This window comes from Haladaptatus sp. W1, from assembly GCF_001723155.1.
GTDB classification, from domain to species: Archaea; Halobacteriota; Halobacteria; order Halobacteriales; family Haladaptataceae; genus Haladaptatus; species Haladaptatus paucihalophilus.
Map to the genome: position 1 here is coordinate 1 of NZ_MEIH01000245.1, position 14,206 is coordinate 14,206.

The window sequence follows — 14,206 nt, forward strand, 5'->3', positions numbered from 1 at the left end:
GTCAAGTTCGGACTCTGGACGTTCCTCGCGCTCAACCTCGGTTTCTCGCTCTACTTCGGCCCGCCGTGGGACCAACAGGCCCTGTGGGACTACTGGGGCATCATCATCACCCATCTCGGGTTCGTCGCCGAAGCGTACCTCATCCCGAACTACGGGAAGACGACCACGGGCGCGCTGGCCGCGGCGCTCGTCGTGTCGCTCGGCAGTGACGTTCTCGACTACGGCTTCGGCTACCACCCGCCGCTTCGGTACGAGGTCGGGCTTGTGCTTCCCCTAATAACCGTTGCACTCTCCTTCGTCTCGGTCTTCGCCGCCTCCCACGCGATGGAGAGATTGGACGACTGAGCGTTGTTTTTAAACGTTCTTCTCGTCTCTCGCACCCTCATTTCGGCTCGTGAACAGAACGAACGAATTACCCCCTTTTTAATCAGCGGGTGGTAATGACCTGTTGATGAACTCCCCTCGTGCCGTCCTCTTAGTCGTCCTTACTCTATCCGGGTTCGCCCTCGCCGTCCCGACCGCCGGGGCACCGACGCAAAACACGCAGGCCGATGACATCACCGCGGCATCGTTCCAAACGAACCAGCAAGCGGACGACAACAGCACCCTCGGTGCAGAAATATCGTCGTTCATGCAGGTCAGCACCACGCAGGCGCAAGGAACGGTCGATACCGGTATGTGGGTCGCCCAGTTCAACCAGACGAAGAACAAATCCGTACAGAAGGCGCTCGTCAGCAACCACGTCGGCGACATGAAAAACCAGCTCGCGAGCCTTCGAGACAGAAAGCAAAAGCTGGTCGAGGCGCGCAACGACGGACAGATCAGCCAGCTCAAGTACCAGTCGGAGATGAGCCAGTTGATCGGTGAGATTCGCGCGGTCCAACACTCCATCAACGCGACCAGACCGCGCGCCGTGACGGTCGGAGCGCGCATAAGGGACGTCAACGAACTCGACAAGCAGGCCAACACCGTGGGCGGTCCCGAGATAGCCGCGGTGGCCAAATCGATGCACAGCGTCAACCTCCGTGCCGAGAACGCGAACAACTCCACGAGGGCACCGGGAGTGGGAAACGGAACGGGAAACGCGAGTGGTGAACACCCCGGAGCTGGAATCGGAGGGAACGGAAGCGTCGGTGTCGGAAACGGAAACTGACGCTGGCGGCAGGGAAACCGTCTCCATTCCCTCTTTTTCGGGAGATTTCACCGTTTGACGCCGAGAGACACCCTTTTCCGTCCGGGTTGCCAAGTTGTGAGCGCGAATGGACTCCGCCGCGCTGCTCGATATACTGGGAAACGAAAACCGAAGACGTATCCTGCGGCTCCTCTCACACAAACCCTGCTACGTCACCGAAATAAGCGACTATCTCGGTGTCAGCCCGAAGGCGGTCATCGACCACCTCCGGAAACTGGAGGAGGCGGGATTAGTCGAAAGTCGGACCGACGACCAGCGCCGCAAGTATTTCAACATCTCGCGGAACCTCCGGCTCGAAGTCGACGTTTCCCCCTACGAGTTCGGAATGAAGAGCGCGTATCCCGCGAGTCCGAACCTCGACGTGAGCTCGTGTCAGTATCTCTCCTTGAACGTCCAGTATCTCAACGAGCACGTCGAACCCGCGGACGACGCCGAGGATGACATCGAGCACGACGTCGAGCGGATGAGCGACTCCGAAGCGAGCGAGGTGGCCGAGCTCGCCGCCGAACTCAACTGTTTGGAGGACCTGAAGAGCGAGCTATCGCTCGCACAGCGATGGGTTCACGGGCGGATGACGAGCGTCCTCGACTCGCTGAGCGAGGCTGTGGACGGAGACGGCGAAAACAGGATTCGAGCCGAAATCTTGGCCGCGCTCGCGGCGGGTGCGGAGACGACGGTCGAGATAAGTCGAGAGATAAAAGCCCCGGAACGAATCGTCGAGAGCCACCTCAAGAGTATGGCGGAGCGGGGAGTCGTCGAACGGGACCGCGAAAACGACGAGTGGACATTGACGGGTTAGAGGTCTCGGGTCAGGCCGTCGCGCAAATCGCCGCCGAAGTACGCGCCCAAACCGGCGACGAGCAGGCCGGAGACGAGACCGATGGCGGCGACGGGAAAGCCGCCGACCGTGAGGGCGACGATGTGTTTGAGTGCGAACGTCAGACCGCCAGCGACCGCACCGGCGAGCGCGGTTTCGGCGATTTTCGACTCGCTCGTCAGCGCGCCGAGCAGGAACGACACGGCGAACATGGCGATGAGACCGGTCAAACTACCGATGAACGGGATGACGCCGCCGAAGAACATCGCCACCGTCAACACGACCGTTGCGAGGCCGAAGTAGCGAACCGAGAACAGATTCCCGACGCGCTTTTTTGCGCGACTCCGACGGCTTTCGCTTCCCCCCGTTCGCTGTTCGCTATCACCGTCGATGTCGCTGAGGAGGTCGGAGATGTCGTCGTCGGCTTCGCGCGTCCGAGTGCGCTGAGTCATGTTTCCGAATTGACTCCCGTGGGTAATGTGCCTTTCCCCGAAACGAGTGGATTCAAGTCGAACGGCACGCTACCCCGTGGTATGAATCCAGGGGACCGCGTTCGCGTCGAGCGAGCGGACGAAACCTACGAGGGCGTACTGCTTCCCTCCACGACGCCGGACGATCTCGTCGTCAAACTCGACGGGGGATACAACGTCGGTATCGACCGCGACCAGTCGGACGTGGAGGTGCTCGAATCCGAGGTCTACGACATCGAGGACGAGGAGTCGGACGACTCGTCGGTCGTCGAATTCGACCCGGACCTGCCAACCATTTCGCTCATCAGCACCGGCGGAACCATCGCTTCGACGGTCGATTACCGCACCGGCGCGGTGACCGCACAGTTCGACGCGAAGGACGTGCTTCGCGCGGTGCCGGACCTCGCCGGACGGGCGAACTACCGCGGTCGCGTCGTCGCAAACATCCTGTCGGAGAACATGACGCCCGACGTCTGGCGGGAGTTGGCACAGGCCGTGTACGACGAGATAGCGAACGGCGCCGATGGCGTCGTCGTCATGCACGGGACGGACACGATGCAGTTCAGCGCGTCCGCGCTCTCGTTCATGCTCGATACGCCCGTTCCGGTCGTGTTCACGGGAAGCCAGCGCTCGGCCGACCGGCCGTCCTCGGACAACGTGATGAACGCCGTCTGTTCGGTCGAGGCCGCGAAGGCCGACTGCGCGGAAGTTCTCGTCTGCATGCACGCCAGCGAGAGCGACGACACCTGCGCGCTCCACCGCGGAACGCGGGTTCGGAAGAACCACACCTCGCGCCGCGACGCGTTCGAGACCATCGGCGCGGAACCGCTCGGCGAAGTGGACTACGACGACGAGGAGGTCACGTTCCGACGCGAGTACGACGAACGAGGCACACAGGAACTCGCGCTCGCGGACGACCTCGAAAGCGACGTCGAACTGCTGAAGTTCACGCCGGGGATGGGCGTGGAAGCGCTCGACTACGCCGAGGGGAAGGCCGGACTCGTCCTCGAAGGGACGGGACTGGGCCACGTCCACTCCGACTGGGCGGACCGCATCGGCGAACTCGTTGACGACGGGACGACCGTCGTCATGACCAGTCAGTGTCTCGGCGGCCGCGTCTGTGACCGCGTGTACGACACGGGCCGCGACCTGCTCGACGCGGGCATCATCGAGGGCGAGGACATGCTCCCCGGAACCGCGAAGGTGAAGCTGATGTGGTCGCTGGCGAACAGCGACGACCCCGCGACGACGATGCAGGAACCCATCGCGGGCGAGATTACGGAGCGGTCGGTGCCATGGGAGTAATGGAGATAGAACTCCGCGAGGCGACCCACGACGACTACGACGCGGTCGCGGCGTTCACGGAGAACACGTGGGCGGACCGGGACGGCAGCGACTACATCCCGCACGTCTACCACGACTGGATAGACGGCGACGACCGCTACACCGTCGTCGCGGATGTCGGGGACGACATCGCTGGCATCGTCCAGTGCGTCATGCTTTCGGACTGGGAAGCGTGGGGACAGGGAATGCGCGTCAATCCCGACTTCCGCGGACACGGCGTCGCAAACCGGATGACCCACGAACTGTTCGACTGGGCGCGAGCGCAGGGCGCGACCGTGCTCCGCAACATGGTCTTTTCGTGGAACATCGCCGGACTCGGCCAATCGCGGGCGACGGGCTACGACCCGATTACGGAGTTCCGGTGGGCACACCCCGAACCCGACGCCGATGCCGACCCGGTCATGACCGTGACCGACGACGCGGACGCCGCGTGGGGATACTGGAGCAAGAGCGACGCGCGCGCACATCTCCGCGGCCTCGCCCTCGACTTCGAGGAGTCGTGGGCGGTGTCCGAGCTGACCCGCTCCGGACTCCATCGAAGCGCCGAGAACGACGAACTCCTCGTCGTACAGGAGGACGGAACGCACGGGTTCGCGTGTCTCTCCCGCGAAGAGGAGCGAACGAACGAGGACGATGAGACGACGACGTTCGTCGAATACGCCGTCGGTGCGTGGGCGGATGCGGACGCCGCGCGCTCGCTGTTCGCCGCGATTTCCCGCGACGCCGCGGAACGCGGTGCGGACGAAACGCGGGTCCTCATCCCCGAGACACCGCGGTTCGTCACCGATACGGCCTACTGCCGGGTGAAGATTTCCGACGAGCCGGACTTCGTGATGGGGATGGACCTGACCAAGGACGACCGCTGACGGCCAGCTGTTGACGGTCGATTGTTGACGGGTGGTAGTTTTTCCTTTCGTGACTCGGACGACGCGTCGATGCCGAGAGCAGCGGCTCCGTCGTCGGGAAGACGGCCACAATTGCGCGCTATCCGCCGCTAACGGGGGGAAGAGCGCCAACTCGTCGTCCGATTCGAGGGGCGTGTCCAACCCGTCTTCGGTGAAGACGTTGGTCCCGTTCCGGAGCACGTTGATGTGGTCGCGGAGGCGGCCATCGTCGTCCAGCACGCGGTCTTCGAGCTCCGGCCGAGGAGCGAGGAGGTCGTCCAGGGCATCGCCGACGCTGTCTCCCGGTTCGGCGTCCACAGGCACCTCCTTCTGGCCGGCGAGTTCGGCCAAGTCCGCGAAGAGTTTCCACTGCATGGACGATGGAACGGTCGGCGACGGCAAGTGACTTTCTTTCCACGATGGGTCGTGACGGTTGGGTCGATAGGGAGCGACGCGACCACGGGCAGAAGGCGAGCGCCGGGATAACCAGCACCATCACAGTCACTGTCGCCATCGAACCGGAGTGGTTCCGGCATCCTATATAACGGCTCGGGTGATCTCCTCGCCGGCGTCCGCTGCGTGTTCGATTTTGCGCAACTGATTCGGCTGGACCACGACGTACAGCGAGTCCCCGGATTCGAGGACGCGACTCCGTGATGGAAGTACCTCGATGGGAGCACCGTCGGGCCGAACGGCGACGACGGTCATGTCGAGGCTGCCGACGGGAACGCCCACGAGATCGCTTCCGGTGGAAACGGTGACGACGGCCATCGTTTCGTCCGCCGCCCGGAGTCGCGTAGCGAACACCTGCTCGGGGGGCGACTCGACTGGAAGCGTCACCAATCGGTAGCGGTCCGTCGTGTCGAGTTTTGTCGCCTCGGCTTCGTCCACCGCGAGCGTCACGACGTCACCCACGACGCCGCGGATTTCGCCGGTCGTCACTCGGGTCGGGCCGTCGTCGTCGCGGCTGGCGTTTTCACTTTCTTCGTCACCGTTGCCGTGACGCCACACGGCGACCGAATCGCCGATTCCGGCGCTGAATGCGGGGTCCGCACGAACTGCAACGGCGACGGTCCCCGGAGCGAGCAGCGGCCCGAGTCCCACGGCCCGTCCGCCGAGCGCGAGGTAATCGATACGTCCGTCGTCAGCGAGATCTACGTCCACGTGCCCGACGCCGTGATCGTCTTTCAATCGGGAGATGAGTCTCTCCCGAAGCTCCGTGACCGTGAGACCACGAGGAAATACGAACGACGATCCCGCGATTTCGGCTTTCGTTTCGGTCGAAACGGTATCGTGGCCGTCGATGTCGTCGATATGCTCGGGGAGCGTGACCGTGACGACGCGGCCGACCGTTTGGACGATTCGGCTCACTTCGTCGCTGCCCGTTCCACCCGAAAGCACGGCCACGTCCGTCGCCGCCCAGTCGCCGACGCGGGCGCTTCCGAGGGCGGTCAGCCCCGCGACGAGAAACGAGACGACAGTAATCAGCGCGTTCGTGAACGTAAGCATGTCCTGATTTCCACCGGTGATGAACGGCTGGAGCGTCCGCCACGTTCCGAGCCAAACCCCCACCGCACCGACGCCCACGAGCACCGCAAGGCCGCTCGGAACCCGCTCGCGAGTATACCAGCGGTGGAGGAACGCGACCGTTCCGGAGACGGCACCCGAAAGGAGTGCGAGGCCGACGATACGGACGAGCGCGACAACGAGACTCGTCGTCACCGGCGGCATCAGGCGACCACCCCCGAAAACCGCCGAACCGACTCGTCGTCCCCGACCACGTACAGGCAGTCACCGGCTTCGAGGGCTGTCGTTCCGGGCGGTGCGACCGTCCAGTCGCCGTCCCGTTCGAGCGCGAGTACTGCGACGCCGTACGTCGCCCGAACCGAGGCGGCACCGAGCGTTTGGCCGTCGAACGCGCCTCCCGCGCGAATCGAAACCCGTTCCCAGCGCTTGCCCCCGCGTCGGAGGAGGCGAATGAGTTCGAACTCGTAGCGCGTGCCCCGCGACTCGACACGGAGTTTGGTCGGTGCGTCATCGAGAAGTCGTCGTGCCTCCTCGTCCGAGACGGCGACCGTCACGCGTCCGTCGCCGCCGCCGGTCGTCGGGGTGGGAGAGACCGGCGCGTCCGTATCCTCGTTCCCGCCAGCGCCGTCGCCGTTCGTTTTGGCGCTCAGGACGGTTCCGTCCACCTCCTCGTCTTCGAGCGTAAACACGACGGTATCGTTACGCGACAGCCCCGTCGGGAGGAGGGTATCCACGGAAACCGCGCGTTTTCCGGCGGGGACACAGCGGGAGAGCGACCCTTCCGGCGGTGCCGCGTTCACCGTCGCCATCGCTCGCGTGTCGATTTCGACGGTCACGTCCGCGAGGTCGTAGTCGGTTCGAAGTCGGTCCGCCAGTCGGGATTCCAGTTCCGGGATGGGCAAATCGCCGGGGAACGTCCACTCGTCTTCGGCGATGGCCGTTCTGAGGTCGTCGGGAAGCGGCGGATAGCCCTCGATGTCGCCGACGTCGCCCGTCGCGCGCACGCGGACCTGTCCGAACCGTCCGACGCGCTCGATGACGTCGCTCGACAGACGGTTTTCGCGTAACTGCCGAAAGCCGATTCGACGGGGGAACGTCGTCCCCATCTCGTCACCTTTGGCGTGAGCATACTGGCTCGACAGCATCACGACGACGAGCGCGACGATGACGGTGGGGGACTGGACGACAGTCGGGTCGAGCAAGCCAAGCAAGCCGCCCTGCACGCCGGCGATGGCGACGCTGAGGACGACGACACCGAACCCGGGAACGGCGACCCCTGTCACGTACCGAAAGACGAACCCGAGCGTCCACGCGACGAGGGCCGGAACGACGCCGGTCAGCGTCCCGAGATACAGCCCGAAGAGGATCTGAACCGGCAGTGAGTAGCTCATATCGTGGCACAAACGGTCGAATACCAAAGACGTACTGACAGGTTTCGTCACCGAAGGAGCAGGTTTCGACCGCCCCGTCGCCACGTACCGACGATACGTACCCACGGAAGGGTGACCGTTCGGCCGCCCTATTTATCGCGGCGGCCGTCGCAGGAACGGTCGTATGGAGGGGGGCCTCCGACGGCGGTTCACGTCGGCACGCGTAGTGGTGTGGTTGGTCATCGGGGTCGCGCTGCTCTCGATAGCGACGGGTCTCGTGACCACCGCGACGGGTCCGACCGGCGGCGGCCTGTTCGGGGGACTGATTCCGCGCGCCGTCCGTCAGACCACTTCGTACACCGGCACCATCGTGGGATTTCTGCTCCTCGTCGCGGCTGTCGGCCTTCGTCGCGGCCTTCGCGCGGCGTGGTACGCGAGCGCGATTTTGCTGCCGGTCACCGCGATTCACGGCCTCCTCCAGTCGACGCCGTACTCGCTTCCGCTCGTCGTCTTCTCGCTCCTCACGCTTCCCGCGTTGTTCCTCGTTCGGACGCGGTTTCAGCAACCAGTCGAACTGTCGGCGGCGCAAGTCGCCACCGCCGCCGCCGTCGTCGGCGCACAGCTCTACGGGACGATCGGCGCGTACGCGCTACGCACGAACTTCTCCGACCTAAACACGTGGTTCGACGCGTTCTATTTCACGCTCATCACCGCCAGTACGGTCGGGTACGGCGACATTCACCCCACGACCACGGTCGCTCGTGCGTTCGGAATGACCGTCATCGTCTTCGGAGCGGGGAGCTTCGCGGCGGCGCTGGGCGTGCTCTTCGCACCGATTCTGGAAAACAGCTTCGCCAGCGCGCTTGGAAAATCGACGAACACGAACATCAACCTCATGGAAGACCACTTGCTCGTCCTCGGTTACGGCCACCTGCTCACGGAATCGATACTCGACGAACTCGACGGAGGAACCGAATACGTCGTCGTCGCGGAGGATTCGGACCTCGTAGAGGACCTCCGGGAGGCGAAGAAAACAGTCATCCACGGAGACCCGAGCGATGAAGACGTCCTTCAGCGCGTCGGCATCGACCGCGCCAAATCGGTGCTCGTCGCCACCGAGGACGACGCCGCGGACTCGCTCGCCGTCCTGACCGCTCGGCAGTTGAATCCGGACATTCGAATCGTGGCGTCCGCCACCGAGCGGGAGAACGTGCGAAAACTCCGTCGGGCGGGTGCGGACATCGTGGTCAGTCCGGCGCTCATCGGTCGCATGCTGGTTCAGGCGGCCCTCGGCGGCGAACACGTCGAGGAGTTAGCGGCGCAGTTGGCGGGTGAGCCGTCGAACCGAACGCTGGACGATTTCTGAGCCGTTTCGCGATTCAGCCGCGGTGGACGACCGCCACGTCGCATTCGACCTCGTGCAGTCGCTCGAACGTCGGCGGCGAGATGAACCGCGACGCGGCGCTTCGGTTGGTGCTCGCCCCGATGAAGATGAGGTCGTAGTGGTCGTCGTTCGCCGTCAGGAACTGCTCGATGTGGTCCCGCGAAATTCGCGTCTCGAACGACCCCTCGAACGCCTCTACGAGGTCGGCGAGGGTCGATTCCGCTCTCCGCCGCTCCGACTCACGGTCGATGCAGGTACAAACGCTCACCGTCCCCGTCCGACCGACGAGACGTTGGGCGAAGTCGATCATCGCGTGGGCCGTGTCGCCAGCCCGTCGGACGGGAACGAGGATTCGCTTCCACTCGTACTTCCGGGCGTCCGCCGAGTCGGTGTCCGGGGCGGGTCGATAGACGATGGCGTCGATTCTCCCGCGGAACAGTTTGCGAACGAACGGCGAGAGGCTACCGTGTTTCTCCTCGTAGGGCGTGACGATGAGGTCGCAGTTCGTCTCGCGGGCCGTCCGCAGTATCGTCCGCGACTGGTTACTCCCGTCACCGGCGATGACGACTTCACAGGGGACACCAACCCGCGTTCGAATCCGTTGTGCCTGTCGTTCGAGGCGGGCGGCCGCTTCGTCCGCGGCTTGCGTTTCTGCCACCCCATCGGCGTCGAGTTCCGCGTTCTCGCGCGCGACGAGCGTCGGATCGGTCCCGTCCCCGCCGTCCCCTTTCGCGTTCTCGATGGCGGTATCGTCCACGATGTCCACCAGAACGACTTTTCCGGCGTCGTGAGCGGACGCCAGCTTCGCGCCGAACATGGCCGCTCCCTCGGCGTACTGTCCCCGCATCGGCACGAGAACGTGATCGTCACCATTCGTGGATTGATAGAGATAGCGCGACCGTTTCTGATAGAATTCCCGCCGCCACGCACCGAAGACCGAGATGACGATGACGCTCGAAACGATGACGCTCGCCACGTAGTACGGGTCGTGAACGCCGACGACGACGGCGAGCAGCGACGTGGAGAACGCCGCCGGAAGTTCGAGCGAGAGCGCCCACGTCGCCGCGATGGTTAGGAAGACGGCGAGCGCCGCGGTGACGGGGTGGGCCTGCAATGGCTGTATCTCCGGGACGTTGAGGAACGCCTCCGAGAAGAGAACGGAAAACCAGCCACAGACCGCGCCCGTGCCGAGGCCGCCGACGAAGTTCCGGGGCGAGGCGTATCGTCCGTCCGGGTCGCTGAAGAGGGTGTAGGTACCCGATGCGAGCGGCGGATAGAGCAGGAACGAAAGCTCTTCGATGCGGTCGGAGAGCGCCGTAATTCCGGCGATGAGCAGCGGGAGGGCTATCAACGCCGTCAGATGGCGGAGGTTCGCACTCGTCTCCAACCAGCGACGAAACTCCTTGGTTTCGCGGCGTCTGACGCGTCGAGCGCGCGCTAACGACCGCTCGTACATCGTCCGCAACCAGTTGCGCATCAACGAAGGGTTTTCCAGCGTGAACTATATGCGTTCCTGCCGCATCGGACCGATTCGGTCGGTCCGATCGATTCTCAGTCCTGCTTGTCGGCGCTGACGTTGGGGAGCTTCGATTCGGCGACCACCGGAATATCGACTTCGGTCCCTCGGGACAACTCGGGGATGTTGTCGTAGGCGTCGAGGATGTCGCTCCGGGTGACGATTCCGACGGGGTGGTTTTCCTCGTCCACGATGGGGATGCGGCCGACGTCCAGCTTCTCCATGATATCGACCACGGAGAGCAGGTTCGCGGACGGCGGGACGGTCAGCACCTCGGTCGTTCCGATCTTCTCCACCGGGGCGAGTTCCTCGTCCGGCAGGTTGATCTCTTCGCGGCCCTCGATGGTGTGGATGATGGAGTTGGTGAGTTCGGATTCGAGGTCCGTCAGGGTCATGATACCGACGAGACTGCCGCTCTCGTCAACGATTGGAAGCCCGTGGTGTTTCGTCTGCTGGAACATCATGAGGGCGTCCTCGCAACTGGAACCGGTCGTGAGCGTGTCCACGTTCGTCGTCATCACGTCTTTCGCAGTCAGATCCTCCAGACTGCCGATGCGACGTTCCTGCACGGTGATGCCCTTGTCGCGGAGCTTCTCGGTGTAGATAGTCCCGCGGTTGAGCAGGCGTTGGGTGACGACGCTGCCGATGACCGTGACTACGAGCAGCGGGAGGATGATGGTGTACTGGCCGGTCAACTCGAAGATGATGAGCGTCGCCGTCAGCGGCGCGCGGGCGGTCGCCGCGAACACGCCGCCCATGCCGACGAGCGCGTATGCGCCCGGTCCCGCGGTACCGGGGAAGAGCATGCTGGCGAGGATGCCGAATCCGCCGCCGATCATCGCGCCGATGTAGAGACCGGGCGAGAACACCCCGCCGGAACTGCCGCTGCCGACCGAGAACGAGAAGGCGAGCAGTTTCAGAATCGCCAGCGCGAGGATGATCTTGAGCGTCAGGTCGCCCGCGATGGCCGAGTGGATAGTCGCGTAACCGACGCCGAACAGCCAGTCAGCGGTCGTCAGCGCCGACTCGTGGAGCAAGACGGTGCTGATGAGAACGGTGGCACCGAGGAGCAGGCCACCGATGGCGGGTTTCACGTACTCGGGCAGGTCTAGGCGCTCGAAGACGTGTTCGGTACCGTACAGCATCTTGACGACGGCGGCACCGGACAGGCCGATGACGAAGCCGAGGGCGATGTAGAGCGGGAACTCCACGATGGGCGTGACCATCTGATAATCGACGGGAACTAGAAACGCCCGAACGCCGGGATTCGGCGTGAACTCGAGGATGGTCCGCGCGACGGCGGTGGACATCACGGACGCCAACACGACGACGATGACGTTCTGGAGATAGTACTCGGCGAGCAGGATTTCCAACGAGAACATGACGCCCGCCAGCGGCGCGTTGAACGTTCCGGCGATACCCGCCGCCGCACCCGCCGCCACCAGCGTCCGGGTGTACTTCTGGTCCATGAAGCGACCGAAGAAGGACCCCGCCGCGCTTCCGATCTGGATGATGGGACCCTCACGACCCAGCGACCCACCACTGCCGATAGCGAGCGAGGAGGCGACCGTCTTGTACACCGAAATCTTCGGGTCTATCTTCCCGCCGCGAACGAGCATCGATTCCATGACTTTCGGCACGCCGTGACCCTTCACCTCCGGCGTCGTCAGCACGACGATGACGCCGACGAGAAGGCCGCCGATGGCGGGAAGCAAAAGGAACCGCACGTTACCGAGGAACGACAGCGCGCCGAACACGTTCGGAAAGTCTATCAGTTCGAACTCGACGTTTCCCGGGTTGAGTGTCGTTCCGAAAAAGACCTCCTGTGCCGCCCAGATCGTCAACCGAAAAACGACCGCCCCGAGTCCCGCAATGATTCCGATGACGATCGCAATAAGGTTCATCTGTATTTCTTCGTCACCGAGTGATAACCCCCGAGAGCTATCACCGGTAGTTGATTGTGACCCTGATAGGATAGGTAATGAACTCAATAACCCCATTTGTGTGCCTATACTGAGCGAGGGGGGATTTCCCTTTCGATATGCAGACGACCGAAAAAGTGGACGTTCTTAGACGAAAGACGGCATTCGGTCGTACGCATCCAACACGTCGCTCCGGGTGACGATTCCGACCACCCCGCCGTCTTCGACCACCGGTAACCGTCCGATATCGAACGACTCCATCTTGTCCACGACCGACAGCAAGTTCTCGCCGGGCGTCACGGTACGGACGTCCGTCGTGCACACGTCGCCGACGGTCTGTTCCGCCTCGGGACGCTCGGTTTCTCCCTCGGCGCGACCGGACATGAACGGTTCGAGGTCGGTGAGCGTGACGATTCCGGCGAGATTCCCCTCGGAATCGACGACCGGAAAGCCGCCGTGGTCGCTGGTTCGAATCGTCGGAATCGCGTCCTCGACCGACAGTTCCGCGGGGAGCGTATCGACGGTCGTCGTCATCACGTCGCTCGCGGTCAGGTCCTCCAGACTGCCGATACGGCGCTCTTGCACCGTGATTCCGCGCTCCCGGAGTTTTTCGATGTAGATGGTGCTCCCGCGGAGGAGGCGGTTCGAAAGTTCGTTGCCGAGGACGCAGACGAGCAAGAGCGGGAGGATGATGGTGTACTGGCCGGTCAACTCGAAGATGATGAGCGTCGCCGTCAGCGGCGCGCGGGCAGAGGTGGCGAAGATGCCGCCCATGCCGACGAGCGCGTATGCGCCCGGTCCCGCGGTGCCAGGCACGAGCGCGTGGACGACGGCCCCGTACGCGCCGCCGAGCATCGCGCCGATGTACAGCGACGGCGAGAACACCCCGCCGGAACTGCCGCTCCCGACCGACAGCGAGAACCCGACGGCCTTCATCAGCGCGAGCACCAACAACAGGACGAATCCGAAATCGCCGAGGATGCTGTGGCGAATCGTGCCGTACCCAACGCCGAACAGCCACGTCGCGCCGCGGAGCGGGGAGACGCCGAACGCGACCGCCGTGACGAGGGCTGAAAGACCGAGGAGCGCCCCGCCGAGCGCGGGTTTCGTCACGGGGGGAAGGTCGAACCCCTCGAAGACGTGTTCGGTGCGGTAGAGGAGTTTCACGACGCCCGCGCCGACGAGCGCGACGAGCAGGCCGAGCAGGACGTACAGCGGATATTCGACCAGCGGCGAGACGAGGTGGTACTGAATGGGAACGAGGAACTCGCGGACGCCGGGGTTGGGAGTGAAATCGAGCAACGACCGCGCGACGGCCGTCGCCATTACCGCACTCAAGACGATGGCGATGACGTTCTGCAGATAGTACTCCGCCAGGAGGATTTCCAACGAGAACATGACGCCCGCCAGCGGCGCGTTGAACGTCCCGGCGATACCCGCCGCCGCACCCGCCGCCACCAGCGTCCGGGTGTAGGCGCTTCGGTCCACGTACCGCCCGAAGAAGGACCCCGCCGCGCTCCCGATTTGGACGATGGGACCCTCACGACCCAGCGACCCGCCGCTACCGATTGCGATGGACGAGGCGACCGTCTTGTACACCGAAATCTTCGGGTCGATTTCGCCGCTCCGAACGAGGATGGATTCGAGGACCTTCGGGACGCCGTGGCCCTTCACTTCCGGCGTCGTCAGTTTGATGATGACGCCACGATGAGGCCGCCGACGGCGGGCAGGAGGAGGAGTCTGACGGACCGAGCACCGACAGTATCGAAAAGGCGTTCGG

Annotated in this window: 12 protein-coding genes and 1 pseudogene; 6 read left to right on the top strand and 7 right to left on the bottom strand. The window is 64.0% G+C overall.

Features of this window, described 5'->3' with window-relative positions:
- The 3 genes from BG842_RS10600 to BG842_RS10610 all read left to right on the top strand — a co-directional run.
- On the top strand, nucleotides 1-345 hold a 345-nt coding region (locus tag BG842_RS10600; RefSeq protein WP_139136094.1), incomplete at its 5' end, for a DUF1405 domain-containing protein.
- Between the two features lie 106 nt (nucleotides 346-451).
- Complete coding sequence (locus tag BG842_RS10605) at nucleotides 452-1,153, top strand: hypothetical protein (RefSeq protein ID WP_254663066.1); 702 nt, start codon at nucleotides 452-454, stop codon at nucleotides 1,151-1,153.
- A gap of 106 nt (nucleotides 1,154-1,259) precedes the next feature.
- Nucleotides 1,260-1,991 carry a metalloregulator ArsR/SmtB family transcription factor gene (locus BG842_RS10610; RefSeq protein ID WP_069450695.1) on the top strand — a complete coding sequence of 244 codons (732 nt, stop codon included), beginning with the start codon at nucleotides 1,260-1,262 and terminating at the stop codon, nucleotides 1,989-1,991.
- On the opposite strand, the gene BG842_RS10615 is transcribed toward BG842_RS10610, so the two are convergent.
- Nucleotides 1,988-2,461: a hypothetical protein gene (locus BG842_RS10615; protein WP_069450696.1), complete on the bottom strand. Its 474-nt coding sequence runs from the start codon at nucleotides 2,459-2,461 to the stop codon at nucleotides 1,988-1,990. The genes BG842_RS10610 and BG842_RS10615 overlap by 4 nt on opposite strands.
- Before the next feature lie 81 nt (nucleotides 2,462-2,542).
- On the opposite strand from BG842_RS10615, the gene gatD reads away from it, so the two are divergent.
- Both gatD and BG842_RS10625 read left to right on the top strand, forming a co-directional pair.
- Entirely contained in the window at nucleotides 2,543-3,784 is a 1,242-nt protein-coding gene (gene gatD / locus BG842_RS10620) for a Glu-tRNA(Gln) amidotransferase subunit GatD (protein ID WP_069450697.1), read from the top strand.
- Nucleotides 3,784-4,689, top strand: coding sequence for a GNAT family N-acetyltransferase (locus BG842_RS10625; RefSeq protein ID WP_069450698.1), 906 nt, complete (start codon nucleotides 3,784-3,786; stop codon nucleotides 4,687-4,689). The genes gatD and BG842_RS10625 overlap by 1 nt, the downstream gene beginning before the upstream one ends.
- 126 nt (nucleotides 4,690-4,815) lie before the next feature.
- On the opposite strand, the pseudogene BG842_RS27465 reads toward BG842_RS10625, so the two are convergent.
- From BG842_RS27465 to BG842_RS10640, 3 genes and pseudogenes are all read right to left on the bottom strand, one after another.
- Nucleotides 4,816-5,082: pseudogene (locus BG842_RS27465) on the bottom strand (ubiquitin-like small modifier protein 1); the annotation flags it as partial.
- Nucleotides 5,083-5,244: 162 nt separating this feature from the next.
- On the bottom strand, nucleotides 5,245-6,438 hold the full coding sequence (locus tag BG842_RS10635) for a hypothetical protein (protein WP_069450700.1): 1,194 nt from the start codon (nucleotides 6,436-6,438) through the stop codon (nucleotides 5,245-5,247).
- On the bottom strand, nucleotides 6,438-7,625 hold the full coding sequence (locus BG842_RS10640) for a potassium channel family protein (RefSeq protein WP_069450701.1): 1,188 nt from the start codon (nucleotides 7,623-7,625) through the stop codon (nucleotides 6,438-6,440). The genes BG842_RS10635 and BG842_RS10640 overlap by 1 nt, the downstream gene beginning before the upstream one ends.
- A gap of 163 nt (nucleotides 7,626-7,788) precedes the next feature.
- Here BG842_RS10640 and BG842_RS10645 point away from each other — a divergent pair, with 163 nt between their 5' ends.
- Nucleotides 7,789-8,970, top strand: coding sequence for an NAD-binding protein (locus tag BG842_RS10645; RefSeq protein WP_069450702.1), 1,182 nt, complete (start codon nucleotides 7,789-7,791; stop codon nucleotides 8,968-8,970).
- A 13-nt stretch (nucleotides 8,971-8,983) separates the two neighbouring features.
- Here BG842_RS10645 and BG842_RS10650 read toward each other — a convergent pair whose 3' ends face one another.
- The 3 genes from BG842_RS10650 to BG842_RS10660 all read right to left on the bottom strand — a co-directional run.
- The gene (locus BG842_RS10650) at nucleotides 8,984-10,465 is read right to left on the bottom strand and encodes an HPP family protein (RefSeq protein ID WP_069450703.1); all 1,482 of its coding nucleotides are present in this window, start codon (nucleotides 10,463-10,465) and stop codon (nucleotides 8,984-8,986) included.
- A 74-nt stretch (nucleotides 10,466-10,539) separates the two neighbouring features.
- Nucleotides 10,540-12,408, bottom strand: a complete 1,869-nt coding sequence (locus BG842_RS10655; RefSeq protein ID WP_069450704.1) for a chloride channel protein — start codon at nucleotides 12,406-12,408, stop codon at nucleotides 10,540-10,542.
- Nucleotides 12,409-12,573: 165 nt separating this feature from the next.
- Nucleotides 12,574-14,206: chloride channel protein (locus BG842_RS10660; RefSeq protein ID WP_254663067.1), on the bottom strand; the 1,633-nt coding region annotated here is incomplete at its 5' end.